The 26,097-nt window shown below is 71.2% G+C and carries 23 protein-coding genes, 1 pseudogene and 1 riboswitch; of the genes and pseudogenes, 11 read left to right on the forward strand and 13 right to left on the reverse strand.

Going from position 1 to position 26,097, the window contains the following annotated elements:
- Nucleotides 1–21 precede the first annotated feature (21 nt).
- Nucleotides 22–1,017: an MBL fold metallo-hydrolase gene (locus OG844_RS17900; RefSeq protein ID WP_406391468.1), complete on the reverse strand. Its 996-nt coding sequence runs from the start codon at nt 1,015–1,017 to the stop codon at nt 22–24.
- A 429-nt stretch (nt 1,018–1,446) separates the two neighbouring features.
- Between OG844_RS17900 and OG844_RS17905 the strand changes: the two genes are divergently transcribed.
- Complete coding sequence (locus OG844_RS17905) at nt 1,447–2,340, forward strand: SIS domain-containing protein (RefSeq protein ID WP_406391470.1); 894 nt, start codon at nt 1,447–1,449, stop codon at nt 2,338–2,340.
- A gap of 76 nt (nt 2,341–2,416) precedes the next feature.
- Here OG844_RS17905 and OG844_RS17910 read toward each other — a convergent pair whose 3' ends face one another.
- Entirely contained in the window at nt 2,417–3,001 is a 585-nt protein-coding gene (locus OG844_RS17910) for a hypothetical protein (protein WP_406391471.1), read from the reverse strand.
- A 326-nt stretch (nt 3,002–3,327) separates the two neighbouring features.
- Here OG844_RS17910 and OG844_RS17915 point away from each other — a divergent pair, with 326 nt between their 5' ends.
- The 3 genes from OG844_RS17915 to OG844_RS17925 all read left to right on the forward strand — a co-directional run bounded on the left by OG844_RS17915 (nt 3,328) and on the right by OG844_RS17925 (nt 5,899).
- Entirely contained in the window at nt 3,328–3,990 is a 663-nt protein-coding gene (locus tag OG844_RS17915; RefSeq protein WP_406391473.1) for a DedA family protein, read from the forward strand.
- Nucleotides 3,991–4,073: 83 nt separating this feature from the next.
- Nucleotides 4,074–5,264: a sensor histidine kinase gene (locus tag OG844_RS17920; RefSeq protein ID WP_406391475.1), complete on the forward strand. Its 1,191-nt coding sequence runs from the start codon at nt 4,074–4,076 to the stop codon at nt 5,262–5,264.
- On the forward strand, nt 5,264–5,899 hold the full coding sequence (locus tag OG844_RS17925; RefSeq protein WP_406396175.1) for a response regulator: 636 nt from the start codon (nt 5,264–5,266) through the stop codon (nt 5,897–5,899). The genes OG844_RS17920 and OG844_RS17925 overlap by 1 nt, the downstream gene beginning before the upstream one ends.
- A 97-nt stretch (nt 5,900–5,996) precedes the next feature.
- Here OG844_RS17925 and OG844_RS17930 read toward each other — a convergent pair whose 3' ends face one another.
- Nucleotides 5,997–6,854, reverse strand: a complete 858-nt coding sequence (locus OG844_RS17930; protein WP_406391477.1) for a transglycosylase SLT domain-containing protein — start codon at nt 6,852–6,854, stop codon at nt 5,997–5,999.
- A 4-nt stretch (nt 6,855–6,858) separates the two neighbouring features.
- Nucleotides 6,859–7,043, reverse strand: a riboswitch (cyclic di-AMP (ydaO/yuaA leader).
- Between the two features lie 356 nt (nt 7,044–7,399).
- Here OG844_RS17930 and OG844_RS17935 point away from each other — a divergent pair.
- Nucleotides 7,400–7,636 carry a hypothetical protein gene (locus tag OG844_RS17935; protein ID WP_406391479.1) on the forward strand — a complete coding sequence of 79 codons (237 nt, stop codon included), beginning with the start codon at nt 7,400–7,402 and terminating at the stop codon, nt 7,634–7,636.
- 82 nt (nt 7,637–7,718) lie between these two features.
- On the opposite strand, the gene OG844_RS17940 is transcribed toward OG844_RS17935, so the two are convergent.
- Complete coding sequence (locus OG844_RS17940; RefSeq protein ID WP_406391481.1) at nt 7,719–8,171, reverse strand: flavodoxin family protein; 453 nt, start codon at nt 8,169–8,171, stop codon at nt 7,719–7,721.
- On the opposite strand from OG844_RS17940, the gene OG844_RS17945 reads away from it, so the two are divergent.
- The gene (locus OG844_RS17945) at nt 8,164–8,556 is read left to right on the forward strand and encodes a hypothetical protein (RefSeq protein ID WP_406391483.1); all 393 of its coding nucleotides are present in this window, start codon (nt 8,164–8,166) and stop codon (nt 8,554–8,556) included. The genes OG844_RS17940 and OG844_RS17945 overlap by 8 nt on opposite strands.
- A gap of 109 nt (nt 8,557–8,665) precedes the next feature.
- Nucleotides 8,666–9,412 (forward strand): thioesterase II family protein, encoded by a 747-nt coding sequence (locus OG844_RS17950; protein WP_406391485.1) that lies wholly within the window; start codon nt 8,666–8,668, stop codon nt 9,410–9,412.
- Nucleotides 9,413–9,590: 178 nt separating this feature from the next.
- Here OG844_RS17950 and OG844_RS17955 read toward each other — a convergent pair whose 3' ends face one another.
- Nucleotides 9,591–10,253, reverse strand: coding sequence for a TetR/AcrR family transcriptional regulator (locus tag OG844_RS17955; protein WP_406391487.1), 663 nt, complete (start codon nt 10,251–10,253; stop codon nt 9,591–9,593).
- Between the two features lie 295 nt (nt 10,254–10,548).
- Here OG844_RS17955 and OG844_RS17960 point away from each other — a divergent pair, with 295 nt between their 5' ends.
- Nucleotides 10,549–12,441, forward strand: coding sequence for an RICIN domain-containing protein (locus OG844_RS17960; RefSeq protein ID WP_406391488.1), 1,893 nt, complete (start codon nt 10,549–10,551; stop codon nt 12,439–12,441).
- A 64-nt stretch (nt 12,442–12,505) separates the two neighbouring features.
- On the opposite strand, the pseudogene OG844_RS17965 reads toward OG844_RS17960, so the two are convergent.
- Nucleotides 12,506–13,471, reverse strand: a pseudogene (locus OG844_RS17965) (hypothetical protein); the annotation flags it as partial.
- Nucleotides 13,472–13,652: 181 nt separating this feature from the next.
- On the opposite strand from OG844_RS17965, the gene OG844_RS17970 reads away from it, so the two are divergent.
- Nucleotides 13,653–14,468 carry an SAM-dependent methyltransferase gene (locus OG844_RS17970; protein WP_406391490.1) on the forward strand — a complete coding sequence of 272 codons (816 nt, stop codon included), beginning with the start codon at nt 13,653–13,655 and terminating at the stop codon, nt 14,466–14,468.
- 92 nt (nt 14,469–14,560) lie between these two features.
- Here the strand turns inward: OG844_RS17970 and OG844_RS17975 are convergent, their stop codons facing one another.
- On the reverse strand, nt 14,561–16,507 hold the full coding sequence (locus OG844_RS17975) for a protein kinase domain-containing protein (RefSeq protein ID WP_406391492.1): 1,947 nt from the start codon (nt 16,505–16,507) through the stop codon (nt 14,561–14,563).
- 199 nt (nt 16,508–16,706) lie between these two features.
- On the opposite strand from OG844_RS17975, the gene OG844_RS17980 reads away from it, so the two are divergent.
- Nucleotides 16,707–17,300 carry a TetR/AcrR family transcriptional regulator gene (locus tag OG844_RS17980; RefSeq protein WP_406391494.1) on the forward strand — a complete coding sequence of 198 codons (594 nt, stop codon included), beginning with the start codon at nt 16,707–16,709 and terminating at the stop codon, nt 17,298–17,300.
- Between the two features lie 59 nt (nt 17,301–17,359).
- On the opposite strand, the gene OG844_RS17985 is transcribed toward OG844_RS17980, so the two are convergent.
- The 4 genes from OG844_RS17985 to OG844_RS18000 form a co-directional block, all read right to left on the reverse strand.
- Entirely contained in the window at nt 17,360–18,841 is a 1,482-nt protein-coding gene (locus OG844_RS17985; RefSeq protein WP_406391496.1) for a pyridoxal phosphate-dependent decarboxylase family protein, read from the reverse strand.
- Nucleotides 18,831–20,288 carry an MFS transporter gene (locus OG844_RS17990; RefSeq protein ID WP_406391498.1) on the reverse strand — a complete coding sequence of 486 codons (1,458 nt, stop codon included), beginning with the start codon at nt 20,286–20,288 and terminating at the stop codon, nt 18,831–18,833. The genes OG844_RS17985 and OG844_RS17990 overlap by 11 nt, the downstream gene beginning before the upstream one ends.
- 95 nt (nt 20,289–20,383) lie before the next feature.
- Complete coding sequence (locus OG844_RS17995) at nt 20,384–21,457, reverse strand: LacI family DNA-binding transcriptional regulator (RefSeq protein ID WP_406391500.1); 1,074 nt, start codon at nt 21,455–21,457, stop codon at nt 20,384–20,386.
- A 325-nt stretch (nt 21,458–21,782) separates the two neighbouring features.
- Entirely contained in the window at nt 21,783–22,199 is a 417-nt protein-coding gene (locus OG844_RS18000) for a nuclear transport factor 2 family protein (protein WP_406391502.1), read from the reverse strand.
- A 511-nt stretch (nt 22,200–22,710) separates the two neighbouring features.
- On the opposite strand from OG844_RS18000, the gene OG844_RS18005 reads away from it, so the two are divergent.
- Nucleotides 22,711–23,007 (forward strand): hypothetical protein, encoded by a 297-nt coding sequence (locus OG844_RS18005; RefSeq protein WP_406391504.1) that lies wholly within the window; start codon nt 22,711–22,713, stop codon nt 23,005–23,007.
- A gap of 110 nt (nt 23,008–23,117) precedes the next feature.
- On the opposite strand, the gene OG844_RS18010 is transcribed toward OG844_RS18005, so the two are convergent.
- A complete protein-coding gene (locus tag OG844_RS18010; RefSeq protein WP_406391506.1) occupies nt 23,118–24,974 on the reverse strand; it encodes a DUF2201 family putative metallopeptidase in 1,857 nt (618 codons plus the stop codon).
- Nucleotides 24,971–26,032 (reverse strand): ATP-binding protein, encoded by a 1,062-nt coding sequence (locus OG844_RS18015; protein ID WP_406391508.1) that lies wholly within the window; start codon nt 26,030–26,032, stop codon nt 24,971–24,973. Before OG844_RS18015 ends, OG844_RS18010 begins: the two co-directional genes overlap by 4 nt.
- Nucleotides 26,033–26,097 lie beyond the last annotated feature (65 nt).

Consider the following 26,097-nt stretch of genomic DNA (forward strand, 5'->3'; position numbering starts at 1 on the left):
GGCTGTCGCTCCGGCCCGCGGTCACTCCGGCTCGCCGCCGGACGTTCCCCGCTCGGTCTCGTGCGCGAGCGCCGCCACATCGGACATCACCTGCAGGACGCCGGGGAGTTCGGAGCCGTCCAGGTGCCGGTACTCGCTCCCGATGGTCACCACCAGCCGCTCGGCCAGGCCCAGTGCGGGGTGGCGGCCCTCGCCGATCACACGGCGTGCGGCCTCGATGGCGGGCACTCCGGCCGCGTGGAAGGCGTGGGCGCGTTCTCGTACGTAGGAGAGGTAGCCGATGTGCTCGCGTACGCCGGCCGGATCGAGGACCGGTCCGTGGCCGGGCACGATCACCTCGGCGCCCGTGGCCAGTACCTGTTCGCAGGCCGCGATCACATTGCTCAGGGGCCCGGCCCAGTGGATCGGGTGGTCGCCCGGCTGCTGCGCTGTGGAGGAGAAGATGATGTCGCCGCTGAACACGGCACGCTGCGCGGGCAGATGGACGATCAGGTCGCCGGTGGTGTGGGCGGGCGGCAGGGCCGACAGCTGGACCGCGTACTCCCCCAGGGTCAGTTCGAGCTCCCCGGTGAAGTACGTGGTCGGCTGGACCGGTTCGGTGGCCGACCAGTCGAAGTCGCCGAAGTGGCGGCCGAGGTACGCGCCGAGGGGTGTGGCCGGATCGCTGCCGGCCACGAGTGCGTGCTGCTGCTTCGGGGTGGGCTCGTAGTGGATGTGCTCCCGCGCCTCGCGCGTCGCGATGATCTCGGCGTCCGGGAGCACGCCGGCACCCCAGAAGTGGTCCCCGTTGGCGTGCGTGACGATCACGCGGTCGATGGTCACCCCGTCGGGCAGCCGCTTCTCGCTCTCCGCCAGGAACTGTCCGCCCAGCACGGGGTCGTACGGGGTGTCGATCCAGAGCGCCCCGCGCGGCGACACGAGAAGACCGCAGTTGGCCAGCCCCCAGCCCCGCTTCGGCGGCAGCCAGGCATACAGGCCCCTGCCGAGGTCGGCGACGTCCCCACCCGTGATCGACATGGGCCGATTATGCCGACAGCGATCCGGCCGCGTGTTCGAACTCGGCCAACTGGAGCGCTCAATGACGCAAAACCGCCCCTCCGTCCGGCCGCGCGTCGCTCCTCGGTGACCGTCCGGGGTCACCCGCCCCCTGAAGCGCGGCGGACTTTCCACTCTTTCTCCGGAATTTCACCCTTCGACCTCGCCTCACGCGGCAGATACCCAGCCGGTTGCGACGGAACCGGATTGAGCCGACTACCCGCTGAGCATGGCCGAAAACAGCTGGACCAGTGGCTCTTGATCCACCCACCTCATGCTTGTTCTTGCTCGATTGACCCAGGTAACATGCAAAATTGAACACGCAAGCAAAGATTTCTTGCACCCGGGCCGGACCCGGCCCGGGTCGGCCCAGGCGCGAACGAACAGCGGAAGCGGAAGCGGAGCCCAGACGTGTCCCATGTCGAGACCGAGACAGCCGGCCAGCCCGAGTGCTGGCGTCGCGCCGCGGAGGTCGCAGCCGAGCGTGCGGCGGTCCTGCCCGCGACCGGTGAGCGCATCGCCGTCGTGGGCTGCGGCACGTCGTTCTACATGGCGCAGGCCTACGCCGCGCTACGCGAGGAATCCGGCCAGGGAGAGTCCGACGCCTTCGCCGCCTCGGAGTTCCCCATGGGCCGCAGCTACGACCGGGTCGTCGCCCTGACGCGTTCGGGGACCACGACCGAGGTGCTCGACCTGCTGACCCGGCTGAGCGGCGCCACACCCACCGTCGCCGTCACCGCCGACCCGGACACCCCTGTGATGACGGCGGCCGACGAGGTGGTCGTGCTCGACTTCGCCGACGAGAAGTCCGTCGTGCAGACGCGCTTCGCCACCACGGCGCTCACCCTGTTCCGTGCCCATCTCGGGCTGCACACCGACGACGCGGTACGGGACGCGGAGACCGCACTGGCCGAACCGTTGCCCGAAGGACTGCTGGACTGCACCCAGTTCAGCTTCCTGGGACGGGGCTGGACCGTCGGTCTCGCCAACGAGGCGGCGCTCAAGATGAAGGAGGCGTCGCTCTCCTGGACCGAGTCCTACCCGGCGATGGAGTACCGCCACGGTCCGATCAGCATCGCCACCACCGGGACGGCGACCTGGATGATCGGCTCCGCGCCCCAGGGCCTGGCGGAGCAGGTGCTGGCCACCGGCGCCCGCTGGGTCGAGAGCGGCCTGGACCCGCTGGCCGATCTGGTCCGGGTCCAACGCCTGGCGATCGCGCGTGCGGTGGCCGGTGGCCTCGACCCCGACCTTCCCCGCCACCTGACCCGGTCGGTGGTCCTCGACGCGGCTGCCGGAGCCTGACCGGCACGCCGACGGACCGTGCGGCGGGCGGGTGTTCCGCCCGCCGCACGGTCCGTCACACGGCCGCAGGACGCGGTCAGGCCCCTTCGAAGTAGGCGTCCAGGACGGCGTCGAGTTCCGCCGTCCACTCCTTGAGGCTGCTCCTCGCTCCGGCCTCGACCTCGGCGTTGAACCACCGGCGGCTGGACAGGTGCACCGTGACCGTGAACCGGCGCCCGAAGCGGCCGGTCCTGACCTCGACCGCGCCGATCTCCGCCCAGTCGAACTCCGCCTCCTGGTCGTCCAACCGGAACCGGACACCCTCGCGGGCCACCCTGATGGATCCGCGCCGGTCGCTGACCTCGAAGACCGGCCCGTCCGCCTCGTCCGACGACTCCGCCTCGTCCGACGACTCCGCGGTGTCCGAGGACTCCGCGGACTCTTTCGGCGCTTCCCGGCTGTCAGGCTTCGACTTCGCGTCCTGCGGCGTCTCCGCCCCGTCGGCGACAGCCGTGGAATCGTCCCCGTCGGCGCCCTTCTCGAGCACGGCGGACTCCTCCGCCGCCTTCTCCGCATCCCCCTCCGTCCGCGCGGGGGCAGGGGCCGTCAGGCCGGGGATGTACGCCGGGTCTGTTCCCGCGGCGAACTCGGGCTTGGTGTTCGAATCTATGCGCTGCTCCACGGCGGGCAGTATGGACGACGAACCTGTACGAGACCAGTCACAGCGGTCCGGACGGCGCGGACGCGCCCCTGCCGGAAGGCGGCCGCCCGGCGCCCGGCCCGGTCGGCGGAGCCACCGGGCGCACAGCCGAGGACCTGCCCGATGCCGGGACCGGTCCCCTGCCCGGCTCTCGCCCCGCCCTGCGGGAAACCGCAGGGCGCCCCGTGCGGTGAACCCCAACGGCCTTGACGGCGACCCTCGTACCGGCGCCGTGCCGCGCTCCCTAGCGTTCCTGGAGAGGCGTGGCGGACCCCGCGCGTCTCGTGCCGCCGGCCAGGAGACCGCTCATGGATCACGCACCGCTTGCCCTCCCCCAGGAACCCGCTGCCGGTATCGCCGGCTGGGCGGCCGATCTCGTGGACACCCTGGGTGCTCCCGGGGCGGGCCTCGCCGTCGCCCTGGAGAACCTCTTCCCGCCGCTGCCGAGCGAGGTCATCCTCCCGCTGACCGGATTCGCGGCCGGACAGGGTGTCATCGGTCTGACGTCCGCCCTGTTCTGGACGACGCTCGGTTCGGTCGTGGGCGCCGTGGTCCTGTACGGAATCGGGACGCTCTTCGGCCGCGACCGGGTCCACGCGGTCTGGGCGAGGCTGCCGCTGGTCCAGCCCGCCGATCTCGAACGTACGGAGCAGTGGTTCGCCCGGCACGGCACCAAAGCGGTGCTGCTCGGCCGCATGGTGCCGGTGTTCCGGAGCCTCATCTCCGTACCGGCCGGCGTGGAGCGCATGCCCTTCGCTCTCTTCGTCGTCCTGACGGCCCTGGGGAGCCTGATGTGGAACTCGGTTCTGGTGATGGCCGGTTACTGGCTCGGCGACCGGTGGAACACCGTGGAGGCCTACGTCGGAGTGCTGTCCAAGGCCGTCGTCGTTCTCGTCCTGGTGGCCTTCGCCGGGTACGTCGGGGTACGGCTGCGCTCCCGCGACCGGGGGCAGCACCGCCGTACCCCGTGAGCTCCCGGCCGCCCGCGGCACGATCATGTTCCGCCGGTATCGTGTGGCCCGCGCCTGTCCCGGTATCCCTGCAGGAGGACGTCATGGACGACGCGGCACGCCCGCTCCGGGACTCCGGGGGCGCCGGGGTCGTCCCCGCGGCACAGTCGTTCCCGCTTCCGCGCCGAGCCGCCGGCGCCCTGCTCGGCTGCTGCACCGCGCTCCTGGGCCTGCTGTACTTCGCGGTTCCGGGCGCGGCGCTGGGACCGTTCCTCCTGTGGCCCCGTACGCACGGCCGCGCGCTCGCCCTGCTGGCCGGTGGGGCCCGTGGGCTCGCGGAGCTGGAGCGGTGGCGGCGCGGTGTCTTCTTCGGTGACGTGTTCCCCGCACACAGCCTGTCCGGGCGGGCCGTCCTGCGCTTCGTCGCCGCACGTACCTGGACCGGCATCCTGTTCGCCTTCGTGACCGGGCTGCTCGTGTTCGGGGCGGTACTGGCCGGGCTCCTGGCCGCCGGGGTGGTCCGGTCGACCACGAGCTGGCAGGAGCTGCTGCCCCAGGCCGCCCTCGGCGGTGTCCTGCTCTTCCTCGACCTGCAGGGGCTCGTCTCCCTCGACGCCCTCGACGCCCGCCTGGCCCGTGAACACTTCGGGCCCTCCGCGCGGGAACTGCTGGAGCAGCGCATCGACGAACTGGCCGCCAGCCGTGCCGGAGTCCTCGAAGCGGTCGACACGGAGCGCCGCCGCATCGAACGCGATCTGCACGACGGCGTCCAGCAGCGGCTCGTCGCGCTGGCCATGCTCCTGGGCCGCGCCCGCCGCAACCGGACGCCGGAACAGGCCGAAGCGCTGCTGCGACAGGCGCACAAGGAGTCGAGGGACGTCCTCACGGAGCTACGGGAAGTGGCCTGGCGGGTCTATCCGTCGGCACTGGACAGTCTGGGTCTCGAGGAGGCGCTCGGCGGCGTGGCCGAGCGGTGCGTGATCCCGCTGCGCATGGAGTTCGATCTCGCGGTGCCGCTGCCCCGTCCGGTGGAGACCGCCGCGTACTTCGTGGTCTCGGAGGCGGTCACCAACGCCGCGAAGCACTCCGGTGCCACGCACATCTCCGTCACCGTCCGGGGCGACGGCAACCGGGTGTCGGTGCGGGTCCGGGACAACGGCACCGGCGGTGCGGATCCCGCGGGCAGCGGGCTGACCGGGCTACGGAGCCGGGTCGACGCGCTCGACGGCCTGCTGCACATCGAAAGCCCTCCGAAGGGACCGACCACCATCACCGCGGAGCTGCTGTGCGCGTAATGCTCGCCGAGGACTCGACGCTGCTCCGGGAGGGCCTCGTCCGGCTGCTGGCGGAGGAGGGGCACGACGTCCTCGCCGCGGTGGGCGACGGAACGTCCCTCATCCAGGAGGCCGGGGCGCGGACACCGGACCTCGTCGTCGTCGACATCCGGATGCCTCCCACCCACACCGACGAGGGGCTGCGGGCCGCCCTGGAGATCCGCGAGCGGTGGCCGGCGGTCGGCGTACTGGTGCTGTCCCAGCATGTCGAGCGCACCTATGCGGCCCGGTTGCTGTCAGGGGGCGCCGAGCGGGTGGGGTACCTGCTGAAGGACCGGGTCGCGCAGGTCGACGAGTTCCTCGACGCACTGGAGCGGATCCGGGCGGGAGGTGTGGTGCTCGACCCGGAGGTCGTACGGCAGCTGGTGCTCCGCAGTACCCACAGCGATCCGCTGGCCGGGCTGACGCCCCGGGAACGCACGGTCCTGCAGGAACTGGCGCAGGGCCGCACCAACGCCGCCATCGCGCAGCGGCTGCACCTGTCGCTGAGTTCGGTCGAGAAGCACCTCGGCTCCGTCTTCGACAAGCTGGAGCTGCCGAGCACCACGGAGTACAGCCGCCGGGTCCTCGCGGTGCTGCACTACCTGAAGTCGTAGGACCGGCGCAGGAGGCCGGGACACACGGACGGGTGGTGCGGATTCGTCCGAACCCGCACCACCCGTCGATCGTGCTCAGCTGTCACACAGCCGTGTGTCAGTAGGCCCCGAAGACGTTGTCGATCGAGCCGTACCGGTCTGCGGCGTAGTTGCACGCTGCGGTGATGTTGGCGACCGGGTCATAGCTGTCGGTCGACGTACCGGGCACGTGGTAGGCCTCGAAGGTCGGGTCGATGACCTGCAGCAGGCCCTTGGACGGGATGCCCGCGGCGGCGTTCGAGTCCCAGTTGTTGATGGCGAGCGGGTTGCCCGAGGACTCACGCATGATGTTGCGGTGGATGCCGTCGTAGCTGCCGGGGATGCCGTGCTCGGCCATGACCGCCAGCGACTCCTTGATCCAGCCGTCGAGGTCGTTCGTGTACGTGGCCGGCTGGGCCGCGGGAGCGGCGGCGGGCGCGCCCTGCGCGGCGAGCTTCGTGCTCGTGCGCTCCGAACGGTCGGCGCGGTCGGCGCTCTTCTCGGCGCGGTCCGAGGCGCCGGAGGCCTTGGGTTCGGCCTTACCCGACTTCGCAGCCTTGTTCTCGGCCTTGGCGCCGATGGTCAGCTTCAGACCGGGGCGAATCAGATCGGGGTTGTCGCCGACAGCCGCGCGATTGTCCTTGTACAGCTCCTGCCAGCCACCGCTCACGGAATGTCCGCGTGCGATCTTGGCGAGGGAGTCACCCAAGATCACGGAATAGGTGACGGGTGCGGACTTCTTGGCCGCAATTCCCTTTGCGGACACAGCAGTCGACGTCGACGCCTTTTCGATGGCGACCGGCTGGGCCGGTGCTGCGAAGGCGCCGGTCGCACCGATCACGGGGAGGGCCAGAGCGGCTCCGCCCGTGCTCACGGCGATGATGCCGCGGGTCAGTGAACTGGTCCTGGAACGACGGTGCTTACCCTTTGCGGGCATGGTGAATTCCTCTCCGTCGCCTGCGAAGTGAGCTGTCGGGTTCGGGCTGGAGATGCCCGGCCGCATGCGAATGCGACTTCACCCCGAGCCGATCCGGATACCGGATCGGCGCTTACCTGGGTCCCCCGCTCCTGCCGTACGTGAGTGGTCGGGTTACCGGACGGCGGCAGGATTCGGCGTTCCATCCGGAGTGAGGGTGACCGTAGGCGAGAAATAGCGAAAGGAACAAGCCCCGAATTGGTGATCACAATTCATTCGCAAGATCGATCGATGGAAATTCGTGTAATCGACCCCACACGGCGAAGCCAACTTTCTTGGCGCACAAGGGGACCGGCCGACGGCTGTCGACGTCGTCGGCGTGACAGGTGACGCTGGTCACTGAGTCCGATAAGGGCGATTTGCTCTGTGCCGAAAGATCACAGGCCGCACGATATGGGGCCTTATGAATGACGGGATCAATCCCAAGAATCGACTAAATCAGGCAAACAGCTCATTGACGTCACATCTGCGCATACCGCGGCCGTCCGTGTGGAACCGATCCACGCATGACCGACAGCGCGAGCCCCAGCACCTGGAACCCGCCGATCACCGTCCTGGCCGTACAGCCGGGAGATCCGCCCTTCCGCCTCGTGGAGATCGACGGAGAGATCGTCGGCAGGGCGACGGCGATGACCGACGTGCTCGTCATCGCCAACGCGGCCGGAATCACCGTCCATGACCTCGACGACCCCGCCACGGTGCGATGGGTGGGCGGCGACAAGCTCACCTGGCGGCCACGCTGAGCAGCGGACGGTACGTCCTGCCCGGCAGAACGTGACCCGGAGCTCGCCGCCGGGCCGAACAGCGCCCGGGAGGCGCGCCGCCTCAGCCCATCAGCCCGGCGGCGACGGTCGCACCCAGTTCCCAGCACGCCTCGATGTCGGCCTTGCCCGGCTCGCCCGTGACTTTCACGGCGTCGGCCGTACGGCGCCATCCCAGGCCGGTCGTGATCGACTCCATGGCCCGCAGGGCGCCGGTGACGTCGCTGCCGCCGTGCACGTAGTAGCCGAAGGGCCGGCCGCGCGTCGCGTCCAGGCACGGGTAGTAGACCTGGTCGAAGAAGTGCTTGAGGGCGCCGGACATGTAGCCGAGGTTCGCCGGGGTCCCGAGGAGGTAGCCGTCGGCGGCGAGTACGTCGGAAGCGGTGGCGGAGAGCGCCGCGCGCCGTTCGACCCTGACCCCTTCGATCTCCTCCGTGGTCGCACCGGAGACGACGGCTTCGAACAGCGCCTGACAGTTCGGCGAGGGCGTGTGATGCACGATCAGCAGAGTGGCCACACCCAGGACCCTGCCGCCCGGAACCGCCGACTGCAAGCGAGGCACGCGCCGGCGGTGTGCACGGCTCGTCTGCGCGGCGTCCGGAGTCGCCCCGCAGGAGGCGGGTACCGCCTCGGCGTTGGCCTGCACGTCCCAGCAGATCGGCGGCGCCGCAGGCCTCGCGCTGCTCGTCGCGCTGGCGACCGCCGGCCTGCCCGGGGACGCCCCGGCCATCGTGGACGTCGCCGACGGTCTGCGCACCGCGATGTGGGTCGGCGGTGCGGCCTCGATCATCGGGGGCCTTCTCGCCTTCACTCCCGGGAAGCCGGGGACTCCCGGACCCCGGCCCGCCGTCGAGGCGCCGAGTCCGGCGATCGACGAGGTCGGGGCGCGCAGCAGCGGCTGATGGGCCTGCCCCCGACGGTTCATGGCCGGAGCCTCCCCCGGCGCCGGCCATGAACCCTTATCCTGTTCTGCCACCACCAGCACGCCCCGCCCCCCGACTTGGTGACCTCATGTCTCAGCAGCACACACATGACGACTCCTGGATACGGCGCTTCGCGCCCACCGCGCAGAGCACGGCCCAGCTCGTCTGCTTTCCGCACGCGGGAGGGTCGGCGGGGTACTTCCGCCTCCTGGCCCACGCCCTCGCACCCGGGATCGACACACTGGCCATCCAGTACCCAGGGCGTCAGGACCGGCACGGGGAGCCGCTCCTCGACAGCGTGAAGGGGCTGGCCGACGCCGCCTTCGCCGTCCTGCGCCACCGGCTCGACCCCCCCTTCGCCTTCTTCGGCCACAGCCTGGGTGCAGTCGTCGCCTTCGAGGTGGCCCGCCGGTTCGAGCAGCAGACATCGCACGGACCGGTACGGCTCTTCGCCTCCTCCCGCCGGGCGCCGTCGATCGCACGCAAAGGGACGATCCATCTCCGTGACGACGACGGCCTGGTCGCGGAGATCGTGCGGCTCGGCGGCACGGACCGGTCCGTGCTGGACGACCCCGAAATGCGGGAGCTGATCCTGCCGGTCGTGCGGGCCGACTACCGCGCGGTCGAGACGTACACGGCCCCGCCCGGAGCCCGGCTCACCTGCCCCGTCTCCGTGTTCGCGGGCGCATCCGACCCGGTGACCTCGGCCGCGGACGTGACGGCCTGGGAGGCGCACACCACGAAGGGCACCGACACGCAGGTGTTCGAGGGCGGCCATTTCTACCTCGACCGGCATGTCCCCGAGGTCGCCTCCGCGATCATCGGTGCGATGTAGTTCCCCGGGCAGGGCGCATCCGGAGGGTCACGGACCGGCTGATCATCACTGCTGACGCCGAACCGGTTTGATTGTGCCGCGTGTCGGGAGTGCACACTCCGGAGTCCTATGCCGGCAACGGGGACTGACTGAGCGTCAGGCGACGACTGCTGGTCCGGCCGGCCGGACAGAGGCCGGGCTACCGGTCTCCGGCGGCCGGGCCGAACGTGCCCGGTGCGAGGGCGGCCAGCAGGGAGGTGACCACGAGCTCGGTCGAGGCCGCCATGTCCACGGCGTCGGGTGCGAGAAGCCACTGCACCTGGAGGCCGTCCATGACTGCGATGATGGCGTTGGCGGCGTTCTCGGCTCTGCCCGCGTCGTGTTCGGGAAGGTCGCAGGCCTCGCGCAGGGCGTCGGCGACGAAGGTGCGCAGCCCGCTGTAGCGGTCGCGGAAGTAGGCCTGGGCCGGGTGCTCGTCGGTGACGGATTCCGCCGACAGCACGGCGTAGAGCCGGACGATCCCCTCCCGTTCGGCGTTGCGCAGCGCGGTGTCCACCAGGTGGCGCAGGAACTCCAGGCCCTGGGGCCGGTCGGCCCCGAGCTGCTCGATGTCCGTCTGGTCGCGCAGTTCGAGGACGCTGGTGAGCAGGAGCGCCTTGGAACGGAAGTAGTGCAGCACGCCTGCCTGGGTCAGGCCTGCCCGGTCCGCGATCTCCGCGAGCGAGGCGTTGTTGTAGCCGCGCGCGGCGAAGGTGTCCGTCGCGATGTGCAGGATGTCCCGCTGCCGCTGCCGGGCTTCCGGGCTGCGCGGAACACGGGGCCTGGCAGGACGCGCCGGTCCGCCCACTGACTGGTTGCTCACCGGCACACCCTAAGCCCGCCCGGGGATCCCACGGCGATCTTCACGTCTTGAGGAAAGTCCGGGCAGAGCACTTACTAACCACTTAGTGGGTGTGCTTCTATGTCGCCGTCTCCCCCCACGAAACGCCGACGTCACGGCGGGAAGGACGCTCATGGCCTTCTTACGCGCACCGGTCGCACCTGCCGACCGGGAGACCTTGCGGCGAGACCCGTCCGCTCACCCCCACCCCGGCGCGCCGGGGTGCGACAGCCGGCCGCACCACCCCGTCAGGCACCGACCGAAGGAGAGCCTCACCATGCCACCTCGCAGTCCCCTCAGTCCGCGGACACGTGCCGCAGGCGCCGCCTTCGTCCTGGCCGTGACCGGACTGGGCCTCACCGGCACCGGCACGGCGCAGGCCGCCGACCCGACAGCCCAGGTGTGGGTCACCACGGCCGACGGCAGCAAGAAGCTGTCCGCCGAGGGCAGCGTCCCGTTCACCGGCACCCCCCAGCCCGTCGACATACGCATCGACGGCAACAGCAGGAGCCAGAAGTTCACCGGTGCGGGCGCCTCGGTCACCGGTGCCTCCGCCCGCCTCATCCAGGGCCTTGCGCAGGACAAGCGCAACGCGCTGATGACGTCGCTGTTCTCCGCCAACGGGGACGGCATCGGGCTCAACTACCTGCGCCAGCCGCTCGGCAGCACCGACTTCAACGCCACCGGCGAGTTCCACACCTACGAGGACACCCGCGGCTCCTTCTCGATCGACCGGGACAAGGCGGAGATCATCCCGGTCCTGAAGCAGGCCACCGCGGTCAACTCCGCCATCCGATTCATGGGGTCGCCCTGGTCCCCGCCCGCGTGGATGAAGACCGGCAACTCCCTCAACGGCGGCAGCCTCAGGACCGAGCACTACCAGGCGTACGCCGACTACCTGGTCGCCTCGATCAGGGCGTACGGCCGGCAAGGCATCACCCTGACCGATCTGACCGTGCAGAACGAGCCCGAGTTCGCCACGAGTTACCCGTCCATGAGCATGACGTCCTCGCAGCAGGCCGAGTTCTTCAAAGTGCTCGACCGCACCCTCACCTCGGCGGGCCTGCCCACCAATCTGCTGGCCTACGACCACAACTGGGATCACCCCAACTACCCGGTCGAAGTCTTCAACGGCACCCAGGGAATCAGCCGCGTGATCGGCGCCGCCTTCCACTGCTACGGCGGCACGCCCTCGGCGCAGCAACAGGTGGTGAACGCGGGCAAGCGCGTCTTCTTCACCGAGTGCTCCGGGACCGAGAGCGCCGACCCGGGCACGACCTTCCGCGACACCCTCCAGTGGCACGCCGAGAACCTCGTCGTACAGAACATGCGCAACGGCGGCGAGACGGTCATCAACTGGAACCTCGCCCTCGACCAGAACGGCGGTCCTCACCAGGGCCACTGCACCCATAGGTGCAACGGCATCGTCGACATCGCGAACGGCAACGTCAGCCGCAACGCCGAGTACTACGTCCTCGGCCATGTCACCAAGTTCATCAAGCCCGGCGCCACCCGCATCGGCTCCACCAGCCAGGGCGCCGGAGGCGTCCAGAACGTCGCCTTCCAGAACCCCGACGGCACCCGCGCCGCCTACGTCGTCAACACCGCCGTCGGCGCCCAGCGCTTCTCCGTGACCGACAACGGCAAGTCCCTCGCCTACACCCTCCCCGCGGGCGCGGTCGCCACCTTCGTCTGGAGCGGCGACGGCGGGACCACCGAGCCTCCCGTCGGCTCCATCGACCCGAGCACCTGGTACCAGGTCAGGAGCCACAGCGGAGCCTGCCTCGACGCCGCCGACTGGGGCACCGCAAACGGCACCGGGCTCCAGCAGTGGGCCTGCGGCAACGGCGCCAACCAGAGCTGGCAGTTCCGGCCGACCACCGACGGGAACTACCAGGTCGTCAACCAGCACAACACCAAGGTCTGGGATGTCGACGGCGGTACCGGAGCGACCGCGGACGGCACCAGGGTCCATCTCTGGAGCTACGAAGGGGGCACCAACCAGCAGTGGCGGCCCGAGGCCGTCGGCACGGCCGGCGCATATCGCTTCGCCGCACGCCACAGCGGCAAGTGCCTGACCGTGAACGGCTCTTCCGCCGCCAACGGTGCCGCCTTGTCGCAGCAGCCGTGCAACGGATCCGCGGCCCAGGCGTTCACCTTGAGCCACTGACACGGCACCCCGGTCGCGCAGGGTCCGGTCCGGCGGGACCGGGCCCTGACGCCTTGGCGTTCCGTCAGCCCGCGGTGATCCGCAGGATGCCGGTGACCGTGCCCTGCAGGTAGGCACCGTCCGGTGCGACGTTGGCGGCCATCTGCAAGGTGTCGTACAGGGCGCCGACCCCTATCAGTTTGCTGCGCAGGACTGCTCCCGTGGCCGGGTCGATCTGCGCGTAGCGGTAGGGGTCGAGCAGGCTGGTCCCCTTGGTTCCGGGAATGACCGGGTCACGCAGCACCGTATGCAGCTTCCCGTCCGCGGTGGAGAGCTTCGGTACTGCGGCGGAGCGCAGTTCGTTGTCCCAGACCAGGTCGCAGCCGCTGCCGTCGGCCCGGACGTCGACCCTGCTCAGTCCACCCGCGAAGGGTGCCGAAGCGGGTGCACTGGCGCCCGCGCCTTCGGGCACGGCGGGGTAGGGATGGCCGTAGGTGCCGGCGACGTAGACACTGCGGTCCGCGCCGACAGGGGAGTTCTCGCTGCCGGGTCCGTCCGCCGCGAGCAGCACCGGGACCGAGCAGACGGTTTCGCCGGTCGAGGTGCGGTAGACCTTCAGCCGGACCGACGCATCGGCGTTGTCGACGATCGTCACGTGGTCCGTGCCGTCGGTGGGTCCGAAGAAGGTGGGCGTGGAACCGCTGCCCCAGCTCAGCAGGCCGGGCTTACGGGCCTGGCCCCGGTCCTACGCCTGCCGCCAGGAAATCCTCGGCGTGCCGTCGGTGGAAGCCGTGAGCAGGTAGGTGGCGTGGGTGGTGGTCACCGCGGTGCCCTGCGGTGCGGTCGAGATGCTGTTGGCGATCCACTCGCCGGCGGGGAGGGCCACGGACCTCACCGTCCCGGTCCAGTCGTCCGCGGTACCGACGACGCCGCCACCCGTGGCGAACCAGACGCGCTCCGGCCAGTCCGGGGAGAGCCCGGTGACGGCATCGTCGGCGGGTGCGGCCGAGCCGAGCGGGAGACTGCTGTCGACGGTGAGCCGCCAGGAGCCGGTTGTTGCAGGCTCTCCGCGCCGGGGCCGGAGCGGCTGATCCACGCCCATCCGCTGCGGGAGGCCGCCGACCGTACGGCCGATGGCCCGCCGGCCTGCGAACGTGTCCTGATCGGCGCTCAAGTTCCCTATTCTTGGGGCGAACTGATCATCCACAGCTTCATGCCCCCTGGAGTTCGCAATGTCCCGACCGGAGAACAACAGCACCGCACTGCACATCGACACCAGCAAGCCGCACCCCGCGCGGATGTACGACTGGTTCCTCGGCGGCAAGGACAACTACCCGGTGGACGAGGCGATGGGCCGGCAGATGCTCGCCGTGGAGCCCGCCGTCCCGGTGATGGCTAAGGTGAACCGGGCCTTCATGCACCGCGCCACGCGCTGGCTGTCGAACCAGGGCATCCTGCAGTTCCTCGACATCGGTACGGGGATACCCACCGAGCCCAACCTCCACCAGGTGGCCCAGGAGGCCGCGCCCGCCACGCGGGTCGTCTACTGCGACAACGACCCGATCGTGCTCGCCCATGCCGAGGCCCTGCTGAGCGGCACTCCGGAGGGCAGCATCGACTACGTGCAGGCCGACGCGCGGGACGTGGATGCCATCCTCGAACACGCGGGCAGGACACTGGACTTCAGCCGGCCGGTCGCGCTCTCGCTGATCTCGCTGCTGCATTTCGTCTCTGATGAGGGCGGCGCCTACGAGCTGGTGAGCCGGCTGACCGACGTGCTGGCGCCGGGCAGCTATCTGGTGATCTCGCACCTCACCGCGGACTTCCATCCGGAGGAGGCACGCAAGGTCGACGAGATGTACAAGGCCAACACGCTCACGCTGGCGCCGCGCAACCGCGCCCAGTTCGCCGCGTTCTTCGAGGGACTCGAGATCGTCGAGCCCGGCATCGTGGCCGCCGAGGCGTGGCACCCCGAGCTCGGCGAGCCGATCCCCGGCCAGGAGGACATCGTCAGCGCGGGATACGTGGCGCTGGGTCGCAAGCCGTAGCCCTCCCCTCCCCCCGGCGGCGGCCGACCAGGCGGAGGCGGTGCCCGGCCGCGCCGCGACGGTGGCTGCGCGGCCCCGGCGGAGGACGGGGGCTAGGATTTCCGCCAGCTCTGGGACGCCTTCCCGGACGCGCAGGTCTGCGTCGAGATGCCGCCGCCGTAGGCGAGGTCGAGGCAGCCGCCGTTCGGGACGCTCTTCAAGGTCCCGCCCGAGCCCCAGCGCCACAGGCGCTGGGTGCCCTGGGTGCAGTCGCCGACGAACACGGCCTGGCCCAGCATGTTGGCGACGAGACAGGCGCCGGACTGCTTGTTGACGACCTTGATGCTGTTGTTCTCGGCGGTCACCGTGGTCCAGGAGGCGCTCGGGTCCGCGCAGTTGCCGTCGTCCGCGGCGCCGTACACCTGGATCAGGCACGAGCCGTTGTCGGCGTTCTTCAACCGGAAGGTGCCCGACGAGGGCGGGGGCGCAGGCTCTCCTCCGCCCGTGGCCGAGTCGGAGGTACCCGAGCCGGACGAACCGGACGAGTCACCGTCGCCCGTTCCGGAGCTTCCCGCACCGGCGGAACCAGCGGACCCGTCACTCCCTCCGGACGTGTCACCCGCCCCGCTCCCCGAAGCCGCGCCGCCCGTATCGGCACCGCCTACCGCGGCGTCCGGCGACGACGTGCCCTTCCCCTCCGGCTTCTTCGGCTTCTCCGACGCGGGGGTGGCCGATGCGCTCGCACCGGACGACTGCGTGGGGTCGGCCGGTGCGGTGACGGTGACGGAGGGCGTCGATCCCGCGGCGTGGTCGGGGCCGGTGGCGTACGGCAGGTTCTGGAGGGCGAGCGTCGTCCCGACGGTGGTCACGACGACGGGCACGACGGCCAGCAGGATGCGGGTACGACGCCGCTCACGTCGCGGGGACCGGGCGTCGGGTGCGGTCGCCGGTATGTCCCCCGTGCCGCCCGCACCTGCCGTGTTCCCCGCACCTCCGGTGTTCCCCGCGTCCTTGGCGGGGTCCGGTGCTGTCCCGGGTGCGACGGGAACGTACGGCTCGATCTCCGGCACCCTCGCGGCGAAGGCTGCCCGCCGAGTCAGTTGCTCCATGACTGCCTCGGGCCAGCCACCCGGGGCCGACGGGCCCCGCAGCCCGATGAGTTCGACCAGCTCCGCAGCGGTCGGACGGCCCTCCGGGTCCTTGTCCAGGCAGGACGCCACGACTTCCGCGAGCCGGGCGTCGCGCTCGCGCACCGACGCCAGGTCGGGCTCGTCGTGCACGATGCGGTAGAGCGGGCTGCCCTCCGCCCCGGCCCCGAACGGCCAGCGGCCGCTCGCCGCGTACGCGACCAGCAGCCCCAGGGCGAACACGTCGGAGGCACCGGTCAACCGCCGTGTGCCCATGGCCTGTTCGGGCGACATGTACGCGGGCGTGCCGACGATCAGGCCGGTCCGGGTCAGTTGGCTCTGCTCGGCGGCGCGGGCGATGCCGAAGTCGATGAGTGTGACGCCGCCGAGGGTCAGCATGACGTTCGACGGCTTCAGGTCCCGGTGCACCATACCGAGCGCGTGCACCGGCTTCAGCCCTGCGGCCACCTCCCGCAGCAGCAGCCACAGGGCGCCGGCCGGGAAAGGGCTCCCGCTGCTCGCGCGCGGTCGAGAGCTCGGTCCAGGGTTCGGTTGAGAGCTCGGGGAAGGAGCGCCGTGCGGTTCGACGGCCTCGGCCAGGGTGATCCCGGGCACGTACGCGGTGGCGAACCACGGCGGCTCCGCGCTGCGGTCGCTCGCGAGCAGGGGCGCCGTGGCCTCGGACGGTAACCGTGCGAGGTTGTCCATCTCCTGTCCGAACCGGCGTACGAACCCCTCGTCCTCGGCGACGACCGAGGCCAGCATCTGCTTGACGGCGGCATAACGGCCGTCCGTGACACCGAGGTACACCCGCCCCATGCCGCCGGCCCCGATCCGGCCCACCAGCGGGATCGGTCCGATCCGCCGCGGGTCCTGTGCGCGCAGCGGCTCCGCACCGCTGCCCGCCAGGTCGAACCCGTCTTCCCCGTTCACGCTCTCCCCGTTCACCAGCCGGTCGGCCGGGCCCTGCGCCGGTCCATGCGCTCCCCCGGTCCGCACGGGCCGACACAGGCTCCCGACACGGGGAACAGTCTTAACCATCGATCGTCCTGATTGGAAGATCTTTCTAGAAAACGATTCCACTTCCCGCCCGGCGTGACCGTGACCACGGGCGACTAGGCTGGTTGTCACCATGAGCCCCAAGCAACAACGTGGCGAGGAGACTGCCGATCGTCTCCTGGACGCCGCCCTCCAGGTGTACGCCGAGTCCGGCGAACAGGGCGTCACCGTCAGTGCCCTCACCAAGGCGAGCGGCGTCAGTCTCGGCAGTCTCTACCACCACTTCGGGAGCGTCGACGGCCTGATGAACGCCCTTCTGTTGCGCTGGCTCGGCCGTCTCCTGGCCGAGCTGGCCGCAGCCGTGGAGCGTTCCCGCACGGCCCGTACCGGCATCGGCGCCCTCGTGCGGACCTATCTGACCTTCATCCAGGAGCACCCGGACGCCGCCCGGCTCCTGCACTCCTCCTACGCCGACCGGCTCGGGATGGCGCAGGCCAGGCAGCTCCGCGACGCCCAGGAGGCCAGGCTGTCGCCCATGGCCGAATGGGTGCGGCTGCACATCGGAACGGGAGAACTCGCTCCGCTGCCCGTGCCCCTGGTCGAGGCACTGGTGATGGGGCCCGTCGTCGCGACCGCGCGCCGCTGGCTGTCCGGCGTCGACGACGTCGACCTCGATGAGGCCGCGCGCGCCCTGCCGGAGAGGATCTGGCGGTCGCTCAGCCCCTGAGCGGGGACGGTCCCGTGCAGGGGCCGGGCGCTCGGTGCACCCGGCCCGGGCGCAGCTGCTCAGACGACCTGGAAGACCGAGCCGATGAACTCCGTGAGGAGCCGCTCCTTGAGCGGCCCGTCGAGCGCGTCGAGCAGCACGAGAACGGGTGCCATCCTGCCCGGGAGCCCGGAGCCGCCGCCGAGTCCCGCGAAGGCCAGGACGGCGGCGATCTCGTCCGGACCGAGCGTCGCCGGGTCGAGTCCGGCGGCGAGCTCCGCGAGGCCCGGGTCCACGGTGACCGGCGGCAGCGCCCGGGCCGCGTGGAGCGCGGCCACGAGGTCATCGAGCAGGGCGTCGACCTGCCCGACGGTGGCCGGCGTCAGGGTGAGGTGGAGATTGGGCGGCAGGCCGTCGAAGGAGAGCTGGGGCTGCAGGTACCAGCCGCGGTCGCGCATCTCGTCGGCGAGGTGGAGCAGCAGGCTCAGGTCGGGGTCACCGTCCACCGGCCCGCTGTGGACCGTGAACGCGACGAGTCCGGCGGCCGGTTCCCCCAGCACCCGTACGCCGTCGGTCCCCCGCAGGCCCGCCAGCAGCCGGTCCGACGCCTCGGCGACCCGGCCGGCCAGCGCGGTGTAGCCGTCCTCGCCGACATGCTGGAGGACCGCCCACGCCTGGGCCAGCAGGCCGCCGGACTTCGTGCCCTGGACCGTCGGGTTGACGACCGGGTAGCCGGGCCAGCCCGCATGGGCGAAGTACTGGTACCGGCGCAGTTCGGCATCCCGGTAGAGGACGACGGAGGCGCCCTTGTCGGCGTACGCGTACTTGTGCAGGTCGACGGAGAGCGAGGTGACCCCGGGAACCGACAGGTCGAACGGCTGCACCTCGCGTCCGGCGCGCCGCAGGTAGGGCAGGAGCCAGCCGCCGATGCAGGCGTCGACGTGGCAGAGCACCCCGCGCCGGGAGGCGGCCTCGGCGATCTCGGCCACCGGGTCGATCACCCCGTGTGCGTACGAGGGGGTCGAGGCGACCACGAGCGCGGTGCGGTCGGTGATCGCCGCGGCGACGGCGCCGGCGTCGGCACGGAAGGTGACGGGGTCGACGGGGACGACGACCGTCTCCAGGCCCAGGTAGTGGGCGGCCTTGTGGAAGGCGGCGTGGGCGGTGGCCGGGAGGACCAGTTGCGGTGCCGTGATGCCTCGTACGGAACGCGCGTGGTCCCGGGCCGTCTTGACGGCGAGCATGATGCTCTCCGTCCCGCCACTGGTGAACGTGCCTTGGGCCCCCGGTGCGCCCAGCAGCGCCGCGACGGCCCCCACCAGGTCGTTCTCCAGCCGTGCCACGCTCGGGAAGACGGTGGGGTCGAGCCCGTTGACGGTCGCGTACGCCGTGTACGCGGCGGCGGCCAGTTCGTCGAGGCCGTCCAGGCCCGCGTCGTAGACGTACGCGAAGGTGCGCCCGCCGCGGGTGGGAGCGTCGGCTTCCCGCAGGGCTCGCAGCTCGGCGAGCACCTCGGTCGCGGAACGGCCTGCGGGAAGGGCACGGGTGGTTTCAGTCGACACGGTCGGTCTCTTCCTGCTGAGGTACGGACTGCGGGGGTACGGACTGCGGGGGTACTGCGGGCTGCGAGGGCATCGCGGACGGCTGAGGTTCGGACTCCGGGGGTACGGACTCGATGCGGTCCTCGCGGTAGCGGTGCAGCAGCCACAGGCTCGCCCCGGCGAGTACGGCGGGCAGCACGCTCATGCCCAGGGTGATGCCGGTCACGGCGGCCTCCGGCTGGGCCACCCGGTGGCCGGCGTCGGACGAGCGGAACCCCGTTACCGCCAGGACCAGCGCGAACACCCCCGCACCCAGCGCGAAGGCCAGGGTCTCGGCGGCCGTCCACAGTCCGGTGAAGGTCGCCGCCCGCCGCTTGCCGGTACGGGCGACATCGGCGGCGAGGGTGTCGGCGAGCATGGTCAGCGGCAGCAGCTGGAGCCCGGCGTATGCGACACCGATGAGCACGACCGCCGCGTAGCCCAGGGCCGGTCCGGCCGCCGGGGTGAAGGCGAGCAACACGGCGCCGGCGAGGAAGAGCAGGGACGCGCACCACTGGGCCCCCTTCACCCCGCGCAGACGGGCCAGCCGGTTCCACAGCGGCATGACGAGGACGAGCGGTCCGATCAGGCAGGCGAACAGCGGGGTGACCGCGGTGGGCGAGCCGAGGGTGTACGTGGCGAAGTACTGGACGCCCGCGAGCATCACGCCGATGGCGAGGGCCTGGAGGGTCCACATGCCGGCCAGGAACAGGAACGGCCGGTGGGAGCGGGCGGCGGCCAACTGGGCCCGGAGTGAGGGTTCGGCCTCGCTGCGGGCCACCGCGGGGGCCCACCGGGTGGTGAACCAGGCGCCGAACATGCCGAGGGCGAGCAGGACGGCGACGGCGATCCCCATCGTCCGGTAGCTCGCCGGACTGTCGCCGTCGGCGTGGGCGATCGCCGGTGCGAGTGCCCCGGACAGCAGGATCGCGACGCCGAGGAATCCCACCCGCCAGCCCAGGATCCGGCCGCGTTCGGCCGGGTCCTCGGTCATCTCGGCGGGCATCGTCACGTACGGCACCTGGAAGACGGCGTACGCGGTGGCCGCCAGGAGGAACAGCACCGCCACGTATCCGGCCGCGGCCGCTCCGCGCAGCGGGGGCGCGGCGAAGATCAGCGCGAAGAGCGGTGGGAGGGTGCAGGCGCCGATGAGCAGGAAGGGACGGCGTGGTCCGCCGCGCAGCCTGCTCCGGTCGGACACCGCGCCGACCAGCGGGTTGATCAGGACGTCCCAGGCCTTCGGCAGGAAGACCGCCGCCCCCGCGACGGCCGCGGGCACGGCGAGGACGTTGGTGAGGTAGTAGAGCAGGATCAGTCCCGGCACGGTGGCGAAGGTGCCGGTGCACAGGGAGCCGAGCCCGTATCCGATACGGACCCGGCGTGGCAGGCGTGGACCCGGTTCACTGTCCGCACGGATGTCTGCTGGCATGCCGCAGATCATGAACGAACGTTTGAGCAGGTGGCAAGGGGTACGGATGACGGGGCCATGAACTCCGGCGGCCGGACGTCGGCGCCGGGGGAACCTCAGGCGTCCGCTCGCCTCCGCGCAGGTCCCGTGCTGGCCCGCACGATCAGTTCGACCGGGACGACCGAGCGGACGTCGCTCTCCGCATCCCCCCGGAGCTGCCGCAGCAGCAGGTGGAGCGCGCGTCGGCCGGTCTCGGCGAAGTCGTTGTGGACGGTGGTCAACGGAGGTACGAGGTAAGGGGCTTCGGGGATGTCGTCGTAGCCGATGACACTGACGTCCTCGGGCACCCGGCGCCCCGCCTCGTGCAGGGCGCGCAGTACTCCCAGTGCCATGTGGTCGTTGGAGGCGAACACGGCGGTGACCTCCGGCCGGGAGGCCAGTTGCCGGCCGAGGGTGTACCCGGAACCGGCGCTCCAGTCGCCTATCAGCCGGCCGGGTACGAATGCGCCCGCTGCCTCCAGAGCCTCACGCCAGCCGAGTACGCGCTGCTCGGCGGCGAGCCAGCCGTCAGGCCCCGCGACGTGCCAGACGGTGGAGTGTCCATGGGCCAGGAGGTGCTCGACGGCCATGCGGGCTCCGGCGGCGGAGTCCGACGTGACGACCGGGGTGTCCGAGCCGAGGCGGCTCTCCAGCGTGACCAGGGGAATGGCCGGGGCGACGTCGGACAGCGCCTTGTCCGTGTTCTGCTGCGGAGCGATGGCGATGACACCGTCCGCGCCCTCCGCGGCCAGCAGGTCCACGGCCTGCATGACGGTGTCCGCGTCGGACGGGGGCAAGGAGACCGAGCTGATCAGATATCCGGCCTCGCGAGCGGCGACATTGATCGCGGTGAGAAGGGAGGCGGGTCCGTGACGGGCCGCGTCGAACGAGATCACGCCGAGCACCCGGGTACGGCCGCCGGCCAGGGAGCGGGCGCTCGAACTGGCCCGGTAGCCCAGTTCGTTCATCGCCGCCAGGACCTTCGTACGCGTCTCCGCACGCACGGAGGGGTTCTCGTTGAGGACTCTGGAGACGGTCTGCTTGGAGACGCCCGCGAGCCGGGCGACATCGTCCATGACCGGTTTGGAACGGGCGAAGCTGCGGCGGCTGCGCCCGGCCGGAGCCGGTCCACCGGTAGCGGCTGCGGGCATCGTTGGGGTCTCCTCCGGAGCACCGGTGATCTGGCACGGCCGTCCGGCCGGAGACAGGATATGCCGGACGGCCCGACAGGCCACCCAACTCAGCCCCGCCGGACCGCCCAACTCCTCGTCGCGCTCAGCGCGGCACCGATGACCAGGGCCTCTCGGTGGCGGTAACTTTCACCGCGTCAAGGAGCCCACGCAGGTACCGACGGAACGACGGGTGGCATTCGCGGAGCGCGGTAACCACCCGCACGGTAACCAGAGTTGAGCCGCGAGCAATCCCACGCCGGCCGGCCCGATCACCTCCTCATGATGCCGCGCCCACCAGGCGCCTTCAGGGAGCGCACGCCTCCGCGATCGACAGACTGTTCTCGTACAGGTGGTGCCGGGTGACCCGGCCGCCCTCGACCGTGAGGTGCAGCGCGAAGGGGCCTGAGAAGGACTTGCCCGTCGCGCGGACGGTCCCCGAGAGGTGACCCATCAGAACGGCGTCGGCGCCGTCGACGAGGAAGGCGTCGACAGACGCGCGGGCATCCTCGGGCACGGTGTGCTCCGCCAACTCCGCAGCCTGGGCAGCACAGTCCGCCGCGGTGGAGCGGGGCCGGGCCCAGGGGGCCGCGGGGTTCTCTGCGAGCAGCCAGTCGACGTGGTCGGCGAAGAGAGCGGTGAGCCCCTCGGTGTCCCCGGCGAGGCGGAGGGTGAGGAACTTCTCCACGGTGGCGCGGGTGGCATCTGCGGTGGTGAGCGTCATGGAGACAGTCTGCCGGGGCGGTGACGGAGCGTCGATTACGTCGGAGGTAAGCACCGGCATCCCGCGCAGACGCAGCGTGACGACATTCCGTTCCGACTCAGTTGCGTGATGTTCGGAATCCGCACCTGCACCGGAGTCGGAGGCAGTCGTTCGATGCACCTGCCAGTGAGCCGCCGTACTTTCGCCGCCGCGCCGGCAGCGGCCCTTGTGGTCGGATCGGCCGACCGCGCCTGGGCCGCCGCTGCCGCCCCCGCACCGGAGCGCGGCGACATCGTTGCCGCCATGGCCCGCGTGACCGCGTTCATCGACGAGCACGTCTCCTACCGGGGCGGCTATGTCTGGAGCTATGCGAAGCCGCCCTGGACAGGGCCATCCGGTTCGTCGTCGCGGCGCAGTACCGCGGCGGCGTCGCGGACGGCGGCCGGCCGCAGCGCTTCCCGGCGTTCTCCGGCTCCGTCGAGCGGACGCCCTGGCCGCCGGCTCCGTCGAGCAGACGCCCTGGCCGGACGAAGTGCGGTCCTGGCTGCCGGCCGGCATCCGGCACGGCCTGGAGGACGGCGACTACACCGGACACGTCACCTTCAACGACAACGTGCTCGGCGAGAAATTCAGGTTCCTGCTGATGTGCGTCACGCCCCTCGGGCGCCGCGATCTGATCCCGAACGACAGGCGGGCCATGGCCTGCCTCCGTCGTATGCAGCAGCCGGGACCGCAGGCAGGCTGGGGCCTGCAGCACCTCGCCCGCGCAGCCGGCGGCCGACAGGCGGGTTCGCCCGCCGGTGCCCGTTCATCCGCAGCCGCCGTCTGACGCCGCGACGGGGCGTAGGCCCGGCTGGCCGGTCGTCCGGGCCCGCGTGATCGCGCGGGCCCGGACGGAGTCGGACTGCTGCGACGTCGACGGAGGGGAACGCCGCCCCCTCAGCTCAGCCGGAACACCGGGCCGCGCGGTGTGAACGGCAGGGAGGCGCCCTGCGGGATCAGGAACGCGTGCTCGCGGCGGATCCGCAGGGTGTCGCACCAGCCGTCGGTGATGACGAGTACCGGGGCCGTCGGCGGGAAGTCGTCGGCCCTCTGCAACAGGTCGATGCCCGGCTGCAGTTCGGTACCCCCACGGCCGCGCACCCGGACCCGGCCCGCGATCTCCGCCGGTGGCAGATAGCCGGCGTCGTACGGTGCCGCGTCGCAGAACACCACGCGCGCCGCGGGTACGTCGCGGGCCTCCGCGTACGAGGCGATGGCGCCGAGTGCCTTGCCGAGCAGGGCGCTGTCCATCGAGCCGGAGGTGTCGAGAACGACTCCGAAGGTGCAGCGGGCCGTCTCCTGGGGAGGGAAGTACCGGCCCGCGCGCGGGATGTCCGGTGTCGACGCCTGCCGCCGCGCCGGGCGGGCGTAGGACCGCAGGAGTTCCGGTCGGGGGACGTACTCGTCGAACCAGCGGGCGAGTCTCGCGTCCCAGGGTACGGGCGGGTGGGCCAGTGCTCTGATCTCCTCGATCAGCCCGGCCGGCAACAGGCCGCGCTCACCGTATTGGTGCAGATCGAAACCCTGCATCAGGCCTCGCCGGTAGAATTCGTCCAGGTCGGTGTACGGGCGGGCCTCCGCGTGCGGCAGTGCCTCGCCGAGGATGTCGCCGGCACCCTTGCCGCGGAGGGTTGCGAGCCGCCGCTGTCGGCGCAGGTCGACCGCGATGCGGTCGTACACCTCCTCGGCGGACAGGTCCCGCAGGTCCGGGTCGTACAGCAGCCCCTCGGGCATGTCGCCGACGCGCATCTGGACGAGCCAGCCGTTGACGACGTAGTCGGCCGCGACGTTGAAGAGGAACGGGTCCCGGCCACCGCGGCGTTCGCCGTGGCGCAGCGCGGCGTGCAGCATCTCGTGGGCGAGGACGAAGCGCCATTCGTCATCGGTGAACGTGCGCAGCGGGTTGATGTAGATCTCACCCGCGGCAGAGCTCACCGCGGCGATCGCGATGCCCTGCGCACGGGCGAGTTCGGCGTCGGCCACGACGGTGAGGCCCGCGGCGAGTCCGCCGAGCAGCGGGTAGGAGGAGACGAACCAGTTCATGGCCCGGCTCCAGGGGCGCTGCGGTGCGCGCTCACCGGTGACCCGGTCGACGCGTCCGCCCGCCACGTCCATGGCGGTGGAGACGCTCCGGGTGAGGGCGTGTGCGAAGGCCGTCTCCCAGTCGGGGACAGAGGCGTTGTTCCATGCCGGCCACGTCGTGAGGACCTGGTCCGGGTGCCCGCCCGCGGTACCGCAGAGCTCGTGGACGGCGGGGATGCCGTCGCGGCGCCAGCGGGCTGCGAGTTCTGCCTCGTCGCCGCCGGGAAAGGACTCCGGCAGGTGTCCGGGAGGACTACCGACCGGGAAGGTCAGCAGAAAACGGTTGACGACCGTGCAGCGGGCCGCGAGGTCGAACCGGTCGGGCTGCTCGCGCGGGTCGTCCGCGGCGGCCGGCACATGCCCGAAGCCCAGGTGCAGCAGGCAGTGGGCAAGGGCCCAGGCCCATTCGGCGGGATCCGCGCGCTTGGTGGGGTGAACGTGGATGGTGCCGTTGGAGGTGACGGCGGCCAGTCCCCCGGCCGGGGTCAGGGCGCACTTGTCCTGTCTGCAGACGGAAGCGTGGACAGCGGCGAAGGCCGGGTTCCGTTTGACCGTCGCGAGCCCCGCCGCGAACGCCTCGGTGGCCGGGTCGGAGGTGCCGCCCTTGCTGTTCTTCCCGCCCTTGCTGTTCTTCCCGCCGCTGCCCTTGGCCCCGCGCGCCACGGCCTTCATCGCCGGGCCTCGACCAGTCGGGGCATGTCGCGCGCCGCGTCGATGAGGAACCAGGCGGGCAGCACCGGCATGCCGTCGGCGTCGTCCGCGATGACAGTCTGCGCGACCTCGACCGAGATCTCGGCCAGCTGCACGAGCAGCGACTTGGCCCGGTAGGAGGTCTGGCGCATGGACGCCGAGACGTGCTCCTTCTGCCGCGGCAGCTCCTTCACCAGCCGCCCGCGGAACGCCTCGGCCAGGTAGTAGAGGAGGTCGCGGTCCTCCAGCCGGGCGGGCCAGGATGCGTCGCCCTTGAGGATCGCCTCGATGCCGAACGCATGGCGGACGATCTTCGCGTAGCCGCAGAAGGAGACGGCATGCGCGGGCGTCAGCGTGCCGTGCACGATCACCTTCAGCGTCTGCTCGTCGACGGCCGGCCCGAACGAGTGCAGGGCGTCGGAGAGCATGTGCCAGGAGCGGGGCGTGGAGAACGGCTCCTCGGCCTTGGGCGGCTGCGACCACAGGTGGTCCGGGCGGTCGACGAGGTAGTCCGTGACCCAGGGGTGGATGCCGTTCTCCCCCGCCCACACCAGCCAGTCCGCTCCCGATGCCCGCAGATGGACGTGGGTGAGCCGGTTGACCAGGGCGGACGCGATGGGCCTCGCCAGCGCGTTGTCCGTGGCGCGGTTGCCCGCCCCGATGACGATCGAGCCGGCGGGCAGCTCGTACGAGCCGATCCGCCGGTCCAGGATCAGCGAGTAGAAGGCCTTCTGGACATCGGGGGTGGCGGCGTTGAGCTCGTCGAGGAAGAGGCAGTACGGCTCGTCGCGGGCAATGATCTCCGGCGGGCAGAACACGGAACGCCCGTCACGGATCTGCGGCACACCGATCAGGTCCTCGGGCGCGAGCTGCGTCCCGAGGAGACTGACGCACTCCAGTCCCAGCGACTCGGCGAACCTCCGCACGAGTGACGACTTCCCGATCCCGGGGGCTCCCCAGAGGAACACGGGCCGCACGGTCGCGAGCCCGAGCAGCAGGTCGGGGATCTGGGCGGGAGTGACGGTGACGGCGGCCTGCACGCGGGAAAGTTCCTTCGGGGCTTGGGAGTTCGAGCCCGCTCAGTATGGGAGGCCCCGCGGAGCAC

The organism is Streptomyces sp. NBC_00887 (genome assembly GCF_045207585.1).

Coding starts and splice junctions, on each gene's coding strand:
- OG844_RS18010 (WP_406391506.1), bottom strand. CDS start 24,974: ATGAAGGCCGTGGCGCGCGGGGCCAAGGGCAGCGGCGGGAAGAACAGC.
- OG844_RS17980 (WP_406391494.1), top strand. CDS start 16,707: ATGAGCCCCAAGCAACAACGTGGCGAGGAGACTGCCGATCGTCTCCTG.
- OG844_RS17900 (WP_406391468.1), bottom strand. CDS start 1,017: ATGTCGATCACGGGTGGGGACGTCGCCGACCTCGGCAGGGGCCTGTAT.
- OG844_RS17995 (WP_406391500.1), bottom strand. CDS start 21,457: ATGCCCGCAGCCGCTACCGGTGGACCGGCTCCGGCCGGGCGCAGCCGC.
- OG844_RS17925 (WP_406396175.1), top strand. CDS start 5,264: ATGCTCGCCGAGGACTCGACGCTGCTCCGGGAGGGCCTCGTCCGGCTG.
- OG844_RS17950 (WP_406391485.1), top strand. CDS start 8,666: ATGTCTCAGCAGCACACACATGACGACTCCTGGATACGGCGCTTCGCG.
- OG844_RS17970 (WP_406391490.1), top strand. CDS start 13,653: ATGTCCCGACCGGAGAACAACAGCACCGCACTGCACATCGACACCAGC.
- OG844_RS17960 (WP_406391488.1), top strand. CDS start 10,549: ATGCCACCTCGCAGTCCCCTCAGTCCGCGGACACGTGCCGCAGGCGCC.
- OG844_RS17930 (WP_406391477.1), bottom strand. CDS start 6,854: ATGCCCGCAAAGGGTAAGCACCGTCGTTCCAGGACCAGTTCACTGACC.
- OG844_RS17990 (WP_406391498.1), bottom strand. CDS start 20,288: ATGCCAGCAGACATCCGTGCGGACAGTGAACCGGGTCCACGCCTGCCA.
- OG844_RS17935 (WP_406391479.1), top strand. CDS start 7,400: ATGACCGACAGCGCGAGCCCCAGCACCTGGAACCCGCCGATCACCGTC.
- OG844_RS17920 (WP_406391475.1), top strand. CDS start 4,074: ATGGACGACGCGGCACGCCCGCTCCGGGACTCCGGGGGCGCCGGGGTC.
- OG844_RS17915 (WP_406391473.1), top strand. CDS start 3,328: ATGGATCACGCACCGCTTGCCCTCCCCCAGGAACCCGCTGCCGGTATC.
- OG844_RS18000 (WP_406391502.1), bottom strand. CDS start 22,199: ATGACGCTCACCACCGCAGATGCCACCCGCGCCACCGTGGAGAAGTTC.